12 protein-coding genes and 3 pseudogenes are annotated in these 17,490 nt (G+C 44.0%); 10 read left to right on the top strand and 5 right to left on the bottom strand.

Going from position 1 to position 17,490, the window contains the following annotated elements; translation table 11 throughout:
• Position 1 precedes the first annotated feature (1 nt).
• On the bottom strand, positions 2 to 1,558 hold the full coding sequence (locus tag GGR07_RS13255) for a sensor histidine kinase (protein WP_034543859.1): 1,557 nt from the start codon (positions 1,556 to 1,558) through the stop codon (positions 2 to 4).
• Between the two features lie 272 nt (positions 1,559 to 1,830).
• Between GGR07_RS13255 and GGR07_RS13250 the strand changes: the two are divergent.
• From GGR07_RS13250 to GGR07_RS13245, 3 genes and pseudogenes are all read left to right on the top strand, one after another.
• Positions 1,831 to 2,012, top strand: a pseudogene (locus GGR07_RS13250) (TraQ conjugal transfer family protein); the annotation flags it as partial.
• 274 nt (positions 2,013 to 2,286) lie between these two features.
• Positions 2,287 to 2,651, top strand: a pseudogene (locus GGR07_RS13990) (HU family DNA-binding protein).
• A 16-nt stretch (positions 2,652 to 2,667) separates the two neighbouring features.
• Positions 2,668 to 3,936, top strand: coding sequence for an aspartyl protease family protein (locus tag GGR07_RS13245; protein WP_256680529.1), 1,269 nt, complete (start codon positions 2,668 to 2,670; stop codon positions 3,934 to 3,936).
• 537 nt (positions 3,937 to 4,473) lie between these two features.
• Here the strand turns inward: GGR07_RS13245 and GGR07_RS13235 are convergent.
• From GGR07_RS13235 to GGR07_RS13225, 4 genes and pseudogenes are all read right to left on the bottom strand, one after another.
• Positions 4,474 to 4,890 carry a hypothetical protein gene (locus GGR07_RS13235; protein WP_021643933.1) on the bottom strand — a complete coding sequence of 139 codons (417 nt, stop codon included), beginning with the start codon at positions 4,888 to 4,890 and terminating at the stop codon, positions 4,474 to 4,476.
• A 346-nt stretch (positions 4,891 to 5,236) separates the two neighbouring features.
• Positions 5,237 to 5,437, bottom strand: a pseudogene (locus GGR07_RS14120) (hypothetical protein); the annotation flags it as partial.
• A gap of 108 nt (positions 5,438 to 5,545) precedes the next feature.
• Positions 5,546 to 7,702: an elongation factor G gene (locus GGR07_RS13230; RefSeq protein WP_021643936.1), complete on the bottom strand. Its 2,157-nt coding sequence runs from the start codon at positions 7,700 to 7,702 to the stop codon at positions 5,546 to 5,548.
• A gap of 364 nt (positions 7,703 to 8,066) precedes the next feature.
• Positions 8,067 to 8,723 carry an N-acetylmuramidase family protein gene (locus tag GGR07_RS13225; RefSeq protein WP_172545157.1) on the bottom strand — a complete coding sequence of 219 codons (657 nt, stop codon included), beginning with the start codon at positions 8,721 to 8,723 and terminating at the stop codon, positions 8,067 to 8,069.
• Positions 8,724 to 8,920: 197 nt separating this feature from the next.
• On the opposite strand from GGR07_RS13225, the gene hemW reads away from it, so the two are divergent.
• The 7 genes from hemW to GGR07_RS13190 all read left to right on the top strand — a co-directional run bounded on the left by hemW (position 8,921) and on the right by GGR07_RS13190 (position 16,781).
• Complete coding sequence (gene hemW / locus GGR07_RS13220; RefSeq protein ID WP_021643938.1) at positions 8,921 to 10,057, top strand: radical SAM family heme chaperone HemW; 1,137 nt, start codon at positions 8,921 to 8,923, stop codon at positions 10,055 to 10,057.
• A gap of 16 nt (positions 10,058 to 10,073) precedes the next feature.
• Complete coding sequence (locus GGR07_RS13215) at positions 10,074 to 10,619, top strand: RNA polymerase sigma-70 factor (RefSeq protein WP_021643939.1); 546 nt, start codon at positions 10,074 to 10,076, stop codon at positions 10,617 to 10,619.
• A gap of 160 nt (positions 10,620 to 10,779) precedes the next feature.
• Complete coding sequence (locus GGR07_RS13210; protein ID WP_021643941.1) at positions 10,780 to 11,214, top strand: hypothetical protein; 435 nt, start codon at positions 10,780 to 10,782, stop codon at positions 11,212 to 11,214.
• Between the two features lie 26 nt (positions 11,215 to 11,240).
• Positions 11,241 to 12,125, top strand: a complete 885-nt coding sequence (locus GGR07_RS13205; protein ID WP_021643942.1) for a FecR family protein — start codon at positions 11,241 to 11,243, stop codon at positions 12,123 to 12,125.
• Entirely contained in the window at positions 12,122 to 14,815 is a 2,694-nt protein-coding gene (locus tag GGR07_RS13200; protein WP_021643943.1) for a TonB-dependent receptor, read from the top strand. The genes GGR07_RS13205 and GGR07_RS13200 overlap by 4 nt, the downstream gene beginning before the upstream one ends.
• Before the next feature lie 5 nt (positions 14,816 to 14,820).
• Entirely contained in the window at positions 14,821 to 15,879 is a 1,059-nt protein-coding gene (locus GGR07_RS13195) for a DUF4249 domain-containing protein (RefSeq protein ID WP_021643944.1), read from the top strand.
• 548 nt (positions 15,880 to 16,427) lie between these two features.
• Entirely contained in the window at positions 16,428 to 16,781 is a 354-nt protein-coding gene (locus GGR07_RS13190) for a hypothetical protein (protein ID WP_021643946.1), read from the top strand.
• The last annotated feature ends 709 nt before the right edge of the window (positions 16,782 to 17,490 follow it).

The following is a 17,490-nucleotide window of genomic DNA, read 5'->3' as shown; positions in this document are numbered from 1 at the left end:
ATCAATTGTTTTTTAATAAAGGTAATGCTATAATAAATTTAGTTCCTACATTCTGGTCGCTTTCGGCGCGGATGGTTCCCTTATGATCGACTATGATCTTTTTCACATAAGCCAATCCCAAGCCAAAGCCTTTCACGTCGTGCAGATTACCCGTATGCACACGATAGAATTTATCAAATATCTTTTTCAAATTTTCTTTCCTGATACCTATCCCGTTGTCTTTTATCGAAATCATCAACTTACCGGCTTCATTCCATGTCTTCACCTTCAACTCCAGCTCTTCTTCCGGCTTTTTATATTTCACCGCATTGTCCATCAGATTGAAAATCACGTTGGTAATATGCATCTCATCTGCAAATATAACAGGATCGGTGGCCTGAAGGTTCGATGTAATTTTGCCATTATATCTTTCCACTTTCAGTGCAAAGGTGTTAATAACTCCTGTTATCAGTTCATTCGCGTCAATTTCTTTCATCTTCAGTGTAGCCTTTTGGCGATCGAACATCGACATCTGTAAGACCTTCTCGACCTGAAAACGCAAGCGCTTGGTTTCATCATTTATTACGCCCGATATATGCTGGAACATCTGTGGGGATTTTCCTACAGAAGGGTCTTTCAACATTTGGGCAGCCAGTGAAATTGTAGAAATGGGCGTTTTAAACTCATGGGTCATGTTATTGATAAAATCATTTTTCATTTCTGTCAGTCTCTTTTGACGGAACACAATATAAATGGTGAAAATGAATGTAACCAACAAAACGAATGTGAATATCAATGACGGAATCATGAAACTGACTGAATTGAAAATATAGCCTTCTTTCCCCGGAAAATGCACTTTCAAGATACTCATTTTTGCAGGAGGATCATTTTTAAACAGTGCCTGCTGGTAAGAATCATCGCTTCCTTTAACCTCATAATCAGCACAACGATACACTTCTCGACCATCTTTATCGATGACTGTAAAATGATAAGGCAAATCTATGCCATTATTATAGAGATTGGATTTCAAATAATCGTCCAAGTCCTTGAAGCGTACCCTGTCGCCGATAGAACGGTCGCCGGCATGATAGATCATCTGCCAAACGACTTCATCAAGCAATGCCCGCTGATACATATACCGATTCTTAATGCTCTCTACCAACGACCGGGAAGTTTCCGGAATTGTTTTCGTTCCCCGATAGGGGGAAATCATGGCTTTAGGTAAATCCGAAGGCTTAGTAGTCATGACTTTCAATTCAAAATCCGAATACATCTTCCCGTCGCGCGATCTTACCGTAAAGCGTTGTGTTTGCTGCATCAGGCGGTCTTGCGGCATAGACGCATTGTTAGCAGTCAATGCTTTTCTCTCGGCTTCAGAAATATCTTCGATCAGCCAACGTCTCGTTTCGGCATATTCTACATCTTTGGAAACCTGATTCAAGCTATTTCGCACAGCCGAATCAAATTGCTCCTTACGGGTTTTGATCATCTCCTCTATATAACTGACTTGCAAAAACAGCAGACTAAGAAAAGAAAGCCCCATCACAATACTTAATATCCAAATTGTTGACTTCTTCATGAGAACAAAATTAACACTCCCTAATTAACTTTCATTGCGTATTAACCTGAATTAACTCGATAAAAGTGCAAATTAACTCAAATCTCGAACTTGATTAATAATCTGACTAATAAGGCTACCTCTGAGATTTAGGATACTGCAAAAATAATAAAAAATTAACGATTTGTGCAATGAGGTACTCTTTTCTCCTAAAATATAGTGCCCAAGTAAGCTGCGGTAAAATGAGCAAAGTCTAACAATACACCAAATTAAAAAACTAAAAGACTTGAAAGGTGAATAAACCCAATGACCGCTATCCGCCACTAAGGAAGCGTTCAGGCTCTATTACACGTCTGCTTCCTCAGGCCGGCAGGCCATTGATGTGTATGCAGGGGAGTCGTTTTCGCAGAGGATTAAACTCTTTTTTGAGTTCAACGGTCAAAAGGACGAGAAGAAGGAAAACAAAAACAAGTAGAATTTCACGTTCCTGCAAAATACGCCCTTTGCGCATTTATCGGCTCGCAAGGGGTGTTTTCTTGCCGATGATGAGCAGGTAAAGAGAAGCGGTTGAAGAAGTTCTCGAATCTTACGTAAGATTCCGGAAAATTTCACGTCACTTTTTAGAGGATTTCTTGCCAATTTCAAAAGAAATAGAGTATTTTTGCTTTATCGGTATAAATACACTCTTCCGTAAGCGAAATCCTCCGACTTCGGGAGCGTGAAACAAAGGAGGAATATCTTACTCAATCATAGCAAACAAACCTTTACAATTCGTTCTTGTGGAACGTAAAATGAATTTTGGTGTAAACGCGCTGGGAGATATAGTATAAGTTGCTGTACCCACGGGCAAGTATCGTGTGGGGTTCCGCAGTTTCTGCGAACGTGTGGCTAAGTCTACCACATTTGACCGTCAGGAAGTAGAAGCAGTATTGAACTACGCTACGAAATTGCACGTGATATCGTGGCGAATGGCGACATCGTGGAGTTCGGGGATTGAGGAACCCTCACCCCTTCGTTTAAGGGTAAGGTCGTACCTGAAGGAGAGGCTTTTAACGTGCAAAAGCGCATCAATCGCCCCGCACTGAATGATTTGAATGATTCTACATACATATAACTAATAAGGAGGATACATGATGAAAATGAGATGCATTTTATTGTCGATTTTATCCGTAGTCATTACAACAGTGGCTTTTGCACAGGACAGAGCCGAATGTGAACGGATTGCCGGTGTCGTGTTCGAGGCCGTGGGCAGACAAGACATGGAACAAATCAAGCCCCATCTGTCGGAAGTGTTTGAAGTATCGGGACAAACTTCGCCGATTGCCGGAAAAGTTCTCGAAATGTTGGTGGGCAACTTGGGTGGCATCAAAAGTTTTACGCTAACAGAGGCTAAAGCAGACACGTGCCTGACACTGAACTACGATGTGGAATATGAAAAACATGGAAAGAAGCAGGCGGCGTTTGTGTTTGACCGAAACAACAGAATCAAGAAAATGAATTTGCTCACGATAAAGGTGAAGACTGCCAAACGCTCCCCCTCAGATATTATTTATAATCCGAGTAATGTGATAGAAATTCCGTTTGAGATGATGAAAAATCTAATCATCGTAAAGGCAACGTTAAACGGTGAGGAAAGAGATTTTCTGTTAGACAGCGGTTCGCGATCCACCATCATCAACTCGAAGTATGTCGGAGAAGCGACATCCGCCGACGAGCAGGGAGCAACCGCTATAAGCAACTCCAGAGGAGTTCATGACGAAGCTCTGACGGGAATGAACGTCGAAAAGGCGAGCATCGACTTCTACGGGATACGTATCGAAGAAAAAGAGATGCTCACCCTCGACATTTCTCACCTCGAAGGCGACGGAAGGCAAATATACGGTCTTATTGGCTACGAACTTATCCAGAAATACGACGTGTTGTATGACTATAACAGGAAAGTCATTACACTGATCGCCCCCGATTATTTCGAGATGTACCGAAAGGAGAAACTTGCCGGTCATTTTATCGAAACTGTTCCTCTCGAAATGCGTGGGCATATTCCCATTGTTCCTGTCAAGATAGGCGATGATTATTACAAAATGGGCATTGATTGCGGAGCCGGCGTGGGTCTTCTGGACATAAACTTGTTTGTCCCGATAAAAAGTCTCTTGAAGAAAATATCGTCAGAGAGCCTGAGTGGTGCTTCAAAAGGCAAAAAAGAAGTAACCAAAGCCCGGCTGAAGAAGTTCCATGCGGGAACGACGGCGTATAAAAACATGCAATTCGTGTTCAGCGATATCGCCCATCTGAATAAGGATAAAGAAGTGAAGATCGATGGATTACTGGGATATGAGTTTTTGTCGAAACACCCGACCTTGATTAGCTATCAGCGTAAAGAACTGCTGCTGATAAAATAGCGGGAATTTTGAGTAATGCATATCGAAAGGCGCACGATAAAACCCAATGAAGGCGGTGGCTCAAATGGTGAGGAGGGTCTTTAAGCGAACTTGTGGAGCGATTGCCTTTACCGATAGTCGCTCCGTTACTTTTTACCTTCAAATCACTTTCAAATAATGACGTAAAATGTTAGACTTGAAAATTCCGCCTGTTCTTGTTCTTATCGTTTTTGCAAGAATTATTGTTGGCATTCCATGTGTTTTCTCATTTTACATGGTAAGGTCTATGGGGTTATGTGTGTGTTTTATTGTATTGGGCATAGCAATCGCATTATTAGGTGTATGGGAGTTTCGGAAATCAAAAACAACCGTCAATCTTAGCACTCCCGAAAAGAGTCGCCAAATCGTTGACACCGGAATTTATCGTTTAAGCTGAAGTCTGATGTATTTAGGAATGGCACTTATTGCCATACATCAGATAACTTTTCCCTCCCTGCGGGTGAGTAGGATGTGACTTCGGAAATAAGTATCGTTTCCTCTTTGGAATAATATGGAATGCTATTTTATTCGCTTGAAATGTCGGTAGTCGGAAGCATATGAGTGTGAACTTTTCGAGAGAGAAGTACCAACTCTTTGCCATACCATTTCTTTGGGAGAGAGTTTGACGATGGTATAACTTACGCTGGAGAAATCGGACATATGCGGATTAAGCGTCAGGATATTATCCTCATCCTCCATAAGACCAAGTACATAAAACCCTTTCTTGACAGAAGTTTTGCCGGATAAGACATCATAGGCTGTTTCCACGTAAGCGTTTGCTCCTGAAAATTCGTATTCGACACTTCCGTCCATAACAAATTCGGTATTGTCATAACATTCGCTCCATTTCCCTTGAAGGCGGTCGAGTTGGATTTCTTCATTTTCACAAGACATTACGATGAGGGCGATGATTGCAATGGTAAAAACACGTCTCATATTTTCCAAAATTTAGTTGTTTCAATATTGTAAATGGTCTTTATCCGAATATACTGCTTGTGAACGCTCCCAAACCAGGAGATGCAAAATTGCTTTGTACAAAGATACGGCAAATATCATAACTCTGCAATACTCAAAAGCAATGATTTTACCGACAGGAATTTATACACCGGCTTTTTGTTACTTTTGATCCGTATCAACTCACCGTCAAAAGTAACGAGGTGTTTTTCATCAAGGTTTCTTTGCTTCTTATACTTTGTCCGCTCGAAGCTCATGAAAGAAAGTAGCGGTCGGCAGATTTGCCGACCATCTTTACTCCACTTGCTCCTCTCGGATGATTATTCGACAGTATTCTCCCGATGATGAGGGCGTAAGTCAGAGGGTACACTGCGATAGCCAAAGCGGTGGCAAGGAGTAGCCGAATAAGGATTTTTCCTGCACATATCCCCGCCAACCAAAGCTAAACGCTCCCGCCACAAAGGGGAGAGCCTGCGAGTGCAACTACCACCCAATTTGATATTTTGCATCTTTGCAAAAAGGCCAGCATTAAATGGAGAATAAGCCCGATGCGAACAGTACAAACAGACCAATAAAAAACGAACCGACGAGTATCATACAACTTGCCGGTTCGTTTTTTTAAAAATTATATTTATAGTTAGTCCTCAACCTGTTTAGCCTCAAAGTCTTTTATCAGCTTGTCTTGCACATCGGTCGGTACGAGTTCATAGCTGGAAAACTTCATGATAAACGAAGCTCGACCTCCCGTCAGAGAGCTAAGGGCAGTAGAATAAGACGACATTTCTTTCAATGGAACTTTAGCGACCAACTTTTCGAAGCCTTTCTCACTGCTCATTCCCATAATCATGGCACGGCGCCCTTGGAGGTCTCCCATTACATCACCCATCTTATCCGAAGGAACAAATACTTCGACATCGTAAATAGGTTCCAAAATCTTCGGGCCTGCATTCTTAAAGGCCTCGCTAAACGCATTTCGCCCTGCCAGCATAAAAGATATTTCATTAGAGTCCACTGGGTGCATCTTACCATCATAGACAATTACACGTACATCGCGAGCATACGATCCTGTCAACGGTCCCTGCTCCATACGTGCCATAATTCCTTTCAAAATGGCGGGCATAAACCGAGCGTCGATCGATCCCCCCACAATACTATTGATAAAAACCAGTTTGCCGCCCCATTCCAATGGAATTTCTTCGGTTCCTTTCACATTAATCTTAAACTCTTGCCCATTGAACTTATAAGTTTCGGGTACGGGCATTCCTTCTTTGTACGGTTCTACAATGAGGTGTACTTCGCCAAATTGTCCGGCTCCTCCCGATTGTTTTTTATGACGATAGTCGGCACGGGCAGCTTTGGTAATAGTTTCCCGATACGGTATCTTGGGTTCTTCATATTTCACCTGAAGCTTTTCATTATGCTCCAAGCGCCATTTCAAAGTACGAAGATGGAATTCACCTTGTCCGTGAACCAACGTCTGCCTTAATTCCTTCGATTGTTCCACCACCCATGTCGGGTCTTCTTCACGCATGCGATTCAAAATGGTCATCATCTTTTCCACATCGGCTTCATTCTGCGGCTTGATGGCGCGCGAATATTTAGAGTTCGGATATTTAATGAAGTTGAACCTGTAATCGCAATCCTTACCATTCAGCGTATTGCCGGTTTTCACATCTTTCAGTTTCACAGCAGCACCGATATCTCCGGCCCTCAACTCCTCTACTTTAATACGATTGGCTCCGGCAACCGCATAAATTTGTGCAATGCGCTCTTTCGAACCGCGATCGGCATTCACTATGTCATCCCCTTCACGAACTTTGCCACTCATAACCTTAAAATAGGATACTTCACCGATATGAGGTTCGACGCTTGTTTTAAAAAAGTAAAGCGATTGAGGGCCACTAACATCAGGTGCTACCTCTTTGCCCGCAGTATTCTCTACTTTTGGCATTTCTGAAACGAATGGAACTACATTCCCTAAGAATTCCATCAGACGACGTACTCCCATATCTTTCCCTCCACAGACGCAAAATACGGGGAATATTCCTCTTGCAACCAATCCTTTACGAATACCTTCACGCATTTCATCCTCCGAAAGAGAGTCCTGTTCGAAGAATTTCTCCATCAAACCTTCGTCATTTTCGGCGGCAGCTTCAACCAATGCTTTATGCATCTCCATAGCCCTATCCATCTCATCCGCCGGAATATCTTCAATTGTTGGCGCTCCACCTTCGGGTTTCCACGAATACTTTTTCATCAACAACACGTCGATCAATGCGTTGAAACCGGGACCGGTAGAAATAGGATATTGAATAGGAATCACCTTAGGGCCGTAAGCCTCTCTCAATTGCTCCAAAATATTATCATAGTCGCATTTCTCATGATCAAGCTGATTGACCAGAAAAATAACGGGTTTGTTTAGTTTTTCAGTATACCGGAAATGATTTTGCGTGCCGACCTCAACACCATACTGGCCATTGAGAAGAAGCAGTGCAGTGTCGGTCACATTCAGTGCCGTGACAGCACTGCCAATGAAGTCGTCCGAACCTGGACAGTCTATGATATTCAGCTTCTTATTATTCCATTCTACGTGAAGAACGGTGGAGAAAACAGAGTATCCATACTCTTGTTCAACGGGGAAATAATCGCTAACCGTATTCTTTGCGGCAATTGTTCCACGACGTTTTATAACACCACTCTCGAAAAGCATAGCTTCCACGAGAGTGGTTTTCCCAGAGCCAGAACTCCCCAATAGAGCGATGTTCTTGATTTCGTTAGTCTGATACACCTTCATAATATATAAGATTTAAATAATTATTTAATATGCGTTTGCAGCATACTTTTTTAGCGAGTCGCAAATTAGAGATTAATTAGAGGAAAAACAACAAATACAACAGTGTTACAAAACAATGCTATGAAACATGTTTTTGTAAAAAAGAATAAAAGGGACAATTGAGGTAAACGTGCGGCTTACGCTCCCAACCAAGAAGCAAGAGCTGTCATTATTATTGATATATTGGCAGTATTCGGGACAAATCTGCCGCTTAACGCATCCATGTAGTTTAAAGTTACTGAACTTTAAAGCAATTCATCTCTTCTTACCACATAGTAAAAGACGAAGCACGGGCATTCAGAGAAATATGCAAATGAAACATTACTCACAGGTGCTTCCGGTAAGCTCTTGCCAGCCTCGTATGATATCCTCTCGCCTTATAACGTGGTCCGTTGTAATGGTAAGCGAATCCTGCCCAGTTCTTTGCCTGAAGGTATTTCACAAGATTATTCCGGGTAATAAAGCGGGCAAAGAGTTCAAGCTGCTCAGCTTCCGATCGACTCATCCGGGCTATAAAATCATCCAACGAATCAACCCCGCACAGCTTCCAGTTAAAACCGCCAATCTGGAACATCCCCCAGAAAGTCGCTTTCTCGGCAATTTCCTTGTTGATCTTACGGGCACTTTCAAGCCTTGCCCAATGCGCTTTACCCAAAGTGCCGTACTTACGAATATTGGGGCGCACAAATGCGATATTTCCCGCATACTTGGCAACACTCTTACCGGCACGGTGCATAAAACGTTTAAACAATACCAAATCGAAATTGACCAACGGGATACCCGGAGCGGCAAATCCCCGGTGCGAAACGCCTGCTTCCACCTCCACAACCGCTTTCATTGTCGCGATATCAATATTCAATTCATTCGCCACACGCTCATAGTCCGCATCCGTCAGTCTGCAAACAGTATTTGTATCGGACGGCAATTCCTCCCGCACTGCCTCGGGCAAAATCCCGGATGCCCGGGCAGGTAAAGTATCCATAACGGAAAAGGCCGATTCAAATACATTCGATGATGATACATGCCCCGAAAAGGGAAAAAGGATAAGGAAGATCAAAGAGTAAAATTTCATAATAAGCATAATAGGTTCAACGTTCAAATATAAATAAAAATTTTTAAGTCTACGAAAAAGATTTTACTTTTGCAGTGAAATTGCAATTAAAAACAGAATTGTTATTTATGGCAGGGATCTACATCCATATTCCTTTCTGCAAAACCCGTTGCAGCTACTGTGATTTTTACTCCACTACCCGAAACGAACTGAAAGAAAAGTTTGTAGAAGCCCTTTGCAGAGAACTCGAAATGCGGAGCGGATATCTTTCCGGCGAATCGGTAGAGACAATATATTTCGGAGGAGGGACTCCGTCCCAACTCTCCGAACAAGACTTCGGCCGTATATTCGAAACCATCCGCCAATGCTTCGACACACAGCATTGTGTGGAAATAACTTTGGAAGCCAACCCCGACGATCTGACGGAAGAATATGTGCAAATGCTCCGGCAGCAACCGTTCAACCGCTTAAGTATGGGCATACAGACATTTCATAATGACACACTGAAGCTGCTCAACAGGAGACACGATGCCCGGACTGCCATTGATGCGGTAAGAAGAAGCAAAGAGGCAGGGTTCGATAACTTCAGCATCGACCTGATGTACGGTTTGCCCGGACAAACAATTGAGCATTGGCTACACGATCTCACACAAGCTGTAGCGCTGCATCCCGCCCATATTTCAGCTTACCACCTCACGTACGAAAAAGGAACGCCACTCTATACAATGCTTCACCGCAAACAAGTGAGTGAAGTAGATGAGGAGATCAGCCTCTGCTTCTTTTCCACCCTGATAGACACGTTGAACGAAGCCGGTTACGAACATTACGAGATTTCCAATTTTTGCCTACCCGACAGACATTCCCGCCACAACACCTCATACTGGCAAGGAGTACATTACTTAGGATGTGGTCCCTCGGCACATTCGTTCGACGGTGCAAGTCGTGAATGGAATATATCTTCGCTCCAACGCTATATCGAAGGTATCGAGCAAGGGAGAAGAGCGTTCGAAACGGAGTGGCTCGACTTGCCCACACGCTACAACGAATACATTATCACTTCGCTGCGAACCGTTGGAGGCATCTCCACCGAACGACTGCAAAAAGAGTTCGGCGAAGAGCTATACGCCTATTGCCTGCGAATGGTTGCGCCCTACGTCAAAAACGGCAGATTAAAAGAAGAAAACGGAGTATGGCGGCTCACACGCGAAGGCATATTTCTATCGGACGGAATTATGAGTGATTTACTATGGGTGAAAAGCGAATAAAAACAAGATATGCCAAATGACAGAGCAGGAGGTACGAAAGTTGTTGCGCCGGATGAAAGAGCAGGATTCACAAACTGCGTTCCGGCAATTCTATGATATGACTTATGACCGCTTGTTCCGTATCGCGTTTTACTACCTTAAAAAAGAAGAGTGGTCGGAAGAAGTCGTACTCGACGTATTCATGAAGCTATGGAACCAGCGCGCAAACCTTCCGGGATTGCAGAATATAGAAGATTTTTGTTTCATTTTAGTCAAAAACGCTTCGCTCAACTATCTGGAAAAAGAGATGAAGCAACCGCCGCCTCTTTCCATCGATTCATCAGGCGAACCGGGGGCCACAGCCTTCTCACCCGAAGAATCCCTTATCAGCGAAGAGCTCTTGGCGCGTTATGTGAAAGCACTCGATCGTCTGCCCGAACGCTGCCGGGAGGTGTTCATCCGCATCCGTGAAGAAAAACAAAGCTATGCGCAAGTGGCAGAAGAGCTGAATATCAGCATAAACACAGTAGACGCACAACTGCAAAAGGCTGTCACACGGCTGAAGGCAATCATTAGAGATTAAGCATTTGTTATGAATCGCACGCTGCATTGACAGATTTGCTCCGCTCTTCAGCCTATCCGGAAAGCATGCTTCGCTTATTATTATTTTTTAACGAAATCAGAGTAAGGAGATATGCGCATTTCCCGGTCTTTATGAGCGAATCAATAAATATCGTAAACACATGAAAAGATTAGTATTACAAAGCAAACGTTTTTTTCTTATAATGATTTTGTGCCCGGTGGCGATTTCGTGCGGAAGCAGCAACGATAATTATCCGCAAAATTATGTAGGGTTTAAACGCTCATTACTGGAAATGTCGGTCGGAAACATGCGGACAGAAGTCGAAGCAGAAATTCAGATTATAGCTGTAAAAAAAGCAGATCACGACAGAACCCTTGTCCTTACTCCTCCCGCTCCTTTCCATGGACAGGTCCCTTTCTTTGAGCTTTCCGACGAGAGGGTTACCATCCAAGCCGGGGAAAAATCAGCGAGCGTCACCATCAAGGTATTTCCCAAGCAGATGATACTGAAAACACAAAATATAGCCGTCACTTGTACGCCCCAATGGAAAGGAGGAGAGATCAGCCGGCTGACCATTAAGCTCAAGAAAGAATAAACCGGCAATCATAAAAACATCAGAGAATGAAACATACGGATACAGAATCGGATAAGATACTGAACCAACTGGTAGCTTCCACACGCTCACCACGCGGACGTTTTTCAGCAGCGGCCAATTATCCCCGGTTGGAACGGAAGCTGTTCGGGACAAAACGCCGCCAATGGTCCCGGCGTTTGCTTGCGGCGGCAGCCTCAGTGGCTTTGCTTTTTCTCTCGGCATGGATGGCATTCTATTATCTACAGCCGGCAACCATGCAAAACGTGTCTACCATGGGAGATACCCGCACAGTTCATCTCCCCGACGGTACGTCTGTGACTTTGAACCGCTACTCCGCACTCTCTTACCCCAAACGATTCAAAAGAGGGAGCAGAACGGTCAGACTTACGGGAGAAGCCTGCTTCAATGTGGAAAAAGACCAAAAACACCCGTTTATCGTCGAAGCAGAAGCAATCAACGTACAGGTATTAGGCACTTGCTTCAACATAAACGCTTACCCCAACAACCCCTGCATAGAAACAACACTGCTCGAGGGTTCGGTAGCCGTCGGCCATCGGGATAAGGCAGAGCGCTTGGTGCTAAAGCCGAACGAGAAAGCCATATATAATAAGGTGGAAAATCGATTTTCCCGAAGAAAGACAGAAAGCAGTTCAGACGAAATAGCATGGATGCATGGCGAATTGATTTTCGCCTCTACTCCGCTGAAAGAAATTGCACAAAAATTGAGCAACAGGTTTAATGTTGACATACAAATAGCAGATACCTCCCTGCAAAGTTACCGAATCACAGCCCGATTCCCCGGCGAGGAGCCATTGGAAACCATTCTTTCCGTATTGCACAAAGCGGGATATTTCGATTATACCCGAAACAACGATAAGATAATTCTCACAGTTAATCCAAACATTCAATGAACACAACAACATCGAACTTAAGACCCGTCAAAGCATGGTTGCTGGCGTGCCTGCTCATCCTATACGCACTACCGGCAAAAGCGCAGTCGTCCGACACAAAACTGACTGTCACACTGCGCAACGCCAACCTGAAAGAGTTCATCAAGGTGATAGAAAACTCTACCGGATACTCTTTCGTATACGGAGAAGAAATCAAAATAAAGCGGAAAATAAGCTTGAGCAGCAAGCACGAGCCGCTTCGAAAGGTTCTTGATCAGGCTTTTGCCGGAGAAGGAATCACTTACCAATTCTCAGGCCGCTATATTCTATTGCAGAAAAAAAAAGAAAAACCGGTTCCAAGCAAGTTTACGATAAGCGGATATGTGACGGACCACACTTCGTCTGAAACACTGATCGGAACCAATATCATCGAGAGCGGCTGCCAACAAGGAACTTCCACGAACTCATACGGTTTTTACAGCATCACGCTGCCCGAAGGAGAAATCACACTTCATTTCTCATACCTGGGCTACCGCACAGAAGTACGTTCTTTCCGGCTTTGCCAAGACACATTGCTCAACATCGGCATGAAAGAGGCCAATCAGCTTCAGGAAGTAGTCATCGTATCCGATAAAGCGGAAGCCGGAACCACGGCAACACAAATGGGCGCAACCGAAATACCCATGACACAAATCAAAAAAACGCCTAACATGCTGGGTGAGGCGGATGTAATGAAGACCATACAACTGATGCCGGGCATACAAGCAGGAACAGAAGGAACGGCAGGACTGAATATCAGAGGGGGAGGCCCCGACCAGAATTTAATTCTGCTCGACGGCATACCGGTATATAATGTCGATCACTTGTTCGGTTTTTTTTCGGTATTCACTCCCGAAGCAATAAAGAAAGTCACTCTATTCAAAAGCTCGTTCCCCGCACGCTTCGGCGGACGACTTTCTTCGGTCATAGACGTACGTACCAACGACGGAGACATGAAAAACTATCACGGCACATTCAGCATCGGACTGCTAACCAGCAAGATTAATCTGGAAGGACCTATTGTAAAAGGGAGAACCTCATTCAACTTCTCTGCGCGTCGCTCTTATGCCGACCTTTTAGCCAAACCTTTCATGCCCAAAGACGAGAAATTCAGTTACTATTTTTATGATATCAATGCCAAGGTGAATCACAGGTTCTCTGACAAGAGCCGCTTGTATTTAAGCTTCTACAACGGGAAAGACCATTTTTCCAATCGGTTCGAAGAAGACGGGGCATACTTCGATGGGGGAAAGATGAAGTGGGGAAACTCCATTATATCGGCCCGTTGGAATTATATCTTCAACAACCGGCTCTTCAGCAATACGACCGTTGCTTTTAATAAGTATATGCTAAACATGCATTCATACTCCGACGGCCGGCATACGCACAATGGAAAAATCGTAACCAACAATTACTCCGCCGACTATCGCTCGGGCATTCGCGACTGGAGCTACCATATCGACTTCGACTACAACCCTACTCCGAACCATCATATCAAGTTCGGCACGGGCTACCTCTACCACAACTTTCGCCCGGAAGTCATGACTTCGAGAGTAACCGACCGTACGGAAGGGAAAACCGAGCGGGACACTACCTATCGCAACATAGGCGGCAGCCATATATACGCCCACGAACTATCTGCTTATGCCGAAGACGATATAAAAATGGGCAACAGGCTCCGCTTCAATCTCGGCCTCCATCTGTCTTTCTTCAACGTACAGAAGCGAAGCTATTTCTCACTGCAACCTCGCCTTTCGGCACGTTATCAGGCAAACAGGTCCATTGCCTTCAAAGCGTCGTACACACAGATGAACCAATACGTACATCTGTTATCATCGACTCCCATCGCCATGCCGACAGACCTGTGGGTTCCTGTGACTAAACAAATAAAACCGATGCGCGCACATCAATATGCTTTGGGATTTTATCACACAGGAATCCGGGGGTGGGAGTTCTCGGCAGAAGGATATTACAAGAACATGTGCAATGTGTTGGAGTATAAAGAAGGGGTCAGTTTTCTGGGCTCTTCCTCAGGATGGGAGAATAAAGTGGAAATGGGCAGCGGACGCTCGATGGGCATCGAACTGATGGTACAAAAAACGGTGGGCAAAACAACCGGATGGTTATCGTACACGCTTTCGAAAAGCGACCGAAAGTTCGCCCCCGGAGGAATCAACAATGGCAAAAGATTCCCGTACAAATACGACCGCCGGCACAATATCGGCTTGACCCTGAACCACAAGTTCAGCGACCGGATCGATATGGGTGCATCATGGGTATTCTATACCGGAAATACAACCACCATTCCCGAAGAGGAAAGTATGATTATCCGTCCCGGCGGCGCCAATAACGGAAAAAGCGACCGGATAGAGTTTTCTCTGCTGCCCGATCCAAGAAGAGGCTCTTCCTCAGTAAGCCAAGCGCCTTATGTGGAGCATCGCAACAATTACCGCCTGCCTGCTACCCACAGATTGAATTTGGGAATTAACTTCCACAAAAAAACCAAACGGGGAGTTCGTACCTGGAACATCAGCGTATATAACGCATATAATGCAATGAACCCGACGTTCGTCTACCGCAGCCTGAAAGAGAATAATCCCGATGATATGGCTATTACCAAATTCACGCTGCTCCCCATCATCCCTTCATTCAGCTATACTTATAAATTCTGAACATTATGAAAAAACATATCGCAAGCCTGTTTTCCGCCCTCACGGTATTATTGGCGGTGTCGTGCAAGAACGAGATACCTTTCGACATCAACGAAAATCCTCCTAAATTGGTGATGAATGCCTTCATCAATGCAGACAGCCTGACCAACTACCTGTTTCTCAACCTCACCGGACGCAGGCAGCCTACACACGTAGAAGACGCTTCACTGGAAGTACGCGTAAACGGAATGTTAAGAGAAAAGTTGCGACCGATGGCCGTAGAAGCGACATCTCCTCCAAGGCAATGCACATTCAAGCTGTCCGGAACATTCCGCCCCGGAGATCTGGTGCGCATCGACGCGCGAACCGCCGACGGACTTCACCACGCATGGGCGGAGGTTACCGTGCCGCAACGCATGACACAGGCACTGCAAGTAGAGACAGCGAATGCTTCTTTACGTCGGCACGGAGCAGTGCAGGAGTTTCTTTGCTATAAGATCACACTGAATGATATTCCGAACGAAAAGAACTTTTATAGGTTGATTGTGGACAAACAGACGAAATGGTTCAGCCGGTTCGAAGAAAGGAATTTATTGCATCCGGAAAATGAGACGCTCCAAGGAAATAAAAAAATACTGACCGAGACCTATCATGACTATCAGTATATCTTCCGCGAAGACGTAGTATTAACCGATGGGCATCCGCAAAGCGATGCAGAAGAAGAAAACGGTATGTTCGACAATGCAAGCAACGTATATGGAGTATTCGATGACTCACGTTTCGAGAACTCCCCATATACCCTGACCGTTTACAACAATCCTTCTCCACAGAGGTACGGCGGCATACAGAACATACTCAGATACACCGTAGATGTTTATATCCGCCTGCTCAGCATCACCGAAGCAGAATACTATTACCTGAAAGCCTTGAACATCATCGATTCCGATGTTTTCGACGAAGTATTGAATGAACCTATCAGTTATCCAAGCAATGTACACGGCGGAACCGGCATTGTCGGCATTAGTACGGAAATCAGCAAAGTAATCCATTTAGAGGACAAAGATTATGAAATGAAAAAACAATGACCGAAAAGATAATCTGCAAGGCGGTTCGTCCATCGGAAAGAGACTCCAACTTTTTCGAAGTCTCTTTCCGACGCGCTTCCTACAGCTACAAACGGACCAACTGAAAAAAGAACTTTCACGACATCAGCTCCAACTCTTTCCGACGCCCCTTCTACAGCTGCAAACGGTCTCTTTCGGGCAAAACCGTTCAACAGAAAAACAGAATCGTAATCAATAACCACTTTGACTGCCGATTCGAAATTCCCCCATATCATTTTAACACATAATTCGAGAAATATTGCCGCTAAAAGATTTTTCGTTCTCGAACACAAACTTCAAATAAGAGAATAATAAGGAATCAATATATCAAAAAGACGGATCAGCTCTTGACTTATATCAAGAAAACAAGTGAAAAAGAATCTTTTCTCTTTTTATGTTTCAATGCTATAAAACATATTCTTATATTTGCATAGGTAAAAAGAACAGCAAAAACTTTCGGATAATTTTCAATAGGTATTAGTTTTTGTTTTATAGAAAAGTTTTTAGGTATAACATTTTAAGCAGGTATTATGAAACGTTTAGGATTAACATTAGTGGCGGCCTTATGCTTAAGCGCCACGACTTTTGCAGCAGAGAATCAGCCAACAACTGCAAAATGGGAAGGCAACATCAATGTAAATAAGCTTGGCAGATATTTAGATTTGAATGCGTCTCAAAGTGAAGAAGTCGCAAATATCTGCGATTATTTCTCCGAGCAGATATCAAAAGCTACTACGGCAAAAAAGGATAAAGACACCAAATTACGCCATGCCGTCTACGGAAACCTCAAGCTGATGAGAAAAACGCTGAACGGCAAGCAGTATGCCAAGTATGCCGCTTTAATGAATATCACGCTAAAGAACAAAGGGATTGAACTGAAATAATAAGTTATCTCAAAGAAAACGGGAATAAAGGGATATTATGTAAATGATGCCCTCTCCGTTTTGAAAAACAGCTCATGAAAATCGAAGTAAAATTCATTTCATGAGCTGTTTTTGCATACAAGCCGTGTCAAGTATGATAAAAGCCTTTAGCTGCACAGGATAACCCCATCATGACAACCGCATTGCGAGTATGGATACCCCCAAAATACAAGAAGCGTTTCAGTCTTTCTGTTCCAAGCCTTCGCCTTGTCGGGGAGATAAGCTTGTTTCCGTGATTGCATTCACAACACCCCACCCTCTTTCCGAATGAAAGATAAAGCCTTGCCATGCCTCAGGCAGACTGCAAGCAACACCTTGCTCCTCCCATCGAAAGAACTAATTGTTTTTATAGTAAAAGTAGTTCGTCTGCCGTTCGTGTCTCATTCGTCTTTCGTCTGTGTTTTATTCGTCTGCCGAACGGGAGACGAATAAAACACAGACGAAAGACGAATAGTTTTTTAAAAGGAAATTGCTGTTTTTTAAACGATTCGAATTGCCGGACGTAATCGATGTTCTGATGCGAACTTAGCAGAGCCGTAGCAAGCATATAGACAAACCGATTGGACAGAAAGGTGGTAAGCCTCCGGTAAACCACGTATTTTCTGCAATCTCTTCGACCAGTATCTTTGTGCCCAAAAATAAAACTTATGATGACACGAGAAGAAGTTGC

Source organism: Bacteroides pyogenes (genome assembly GCF_014196225.1).
In the GTDB taxonomy this organism is placed as follows: domain Bacteria; phylum Bacteroidota; class Bacteroidia; order Bacteroidales; family Bacteroidaceae; genus Bacteroides; species Bacteroides pyogenes_A.
This window is presented reverse-complemented; position numbering and strand designations above follow the sequence as displayed.

Bases quoted from the DNA above. Each gene is read 5' to 3' on its own strand.
- GGR07_RS13225 (WP_172545157.1), bottom strand. From the start codon at position 8,723: ATGGATACTTTACCTGCCCGGGCATCCGGGATTTTGCCCGAGGCAGTG.
- GGR07_RS13230 (WP_021643936.1), bottom strand. From the start codon at position 7,702: ATGAAGGTGTATCAGACTAACGAAATCAAGAACATCGCTCTATTGGGG.
- GGR07_RS13200 (WP_021643943.1), top strand. From the start codon at position 12,122: ATGAACACAACAACATCGAACTTAAGACCCGTCAAAGCATGGTTGCTG.
- GGR07_RS13235 (WP_021643933.1), bottom strand. From the start codon at position 4,890: ATGAGACGTGTTTTTACCATTGCAATCATCGCCCTCATCGTAATGTCT.
- GGR07_RS13195 (WP_021643944.1), top strand. From the start codon at position 14,821: ATGAAAAAACATATCGCAAGCCTGTTTTCCGCCCTCACGGTATTATTG.
- GGR07_RS13245 (WP_256680529.1), top strand. From the start codon at position 2,668: ATGATGAAAATGAGATGCATTTTATTGTCGATTTTATCCGTAGTCATT.
- GGR07_RS13215 (WP_021643939.1), top strand. From the start codon at position 10,074: ATGACAGAGCAGGAGGTACGAAAGTTGTTGCGCCGGATGAAAGAGCAG.
- hemW (WP_021643938.1), top strand. From the start codon at position 8,921: ATGGCAGGGATCTACATCCATATTCCTTTCTGCAAAACCCGTTGCAGC.
- GGR07_RS13255 (WP_034543859.1), bottom strand. From the start codon at position 1,558: ATGAAGAAGTCAACAATTTGGATATTAAGTATTGTGATGGGGCTTTCT.
- GGR07_RS13210 (WP_021643941.1), top strand. From the start codon at position 10,780: ATGAAAAGATTAGTATTACAAAGCAAACGTTTTTTTCTTATAATGATT.
- GGR07_RS13205 (WP_021643942.1), top strand. From the start codon at position 11,241: ATGAAACATACGGATACAGAATCGGATAAGATACTGAACCAACTGGTA.
- GGR07_RS13190 (WP_021643946.1), top strand. From the start codon at position 16,428: ATGAAACGTTTAGGATTAACATTAGTGGCGGCCTTATGCTTAAGCGCC.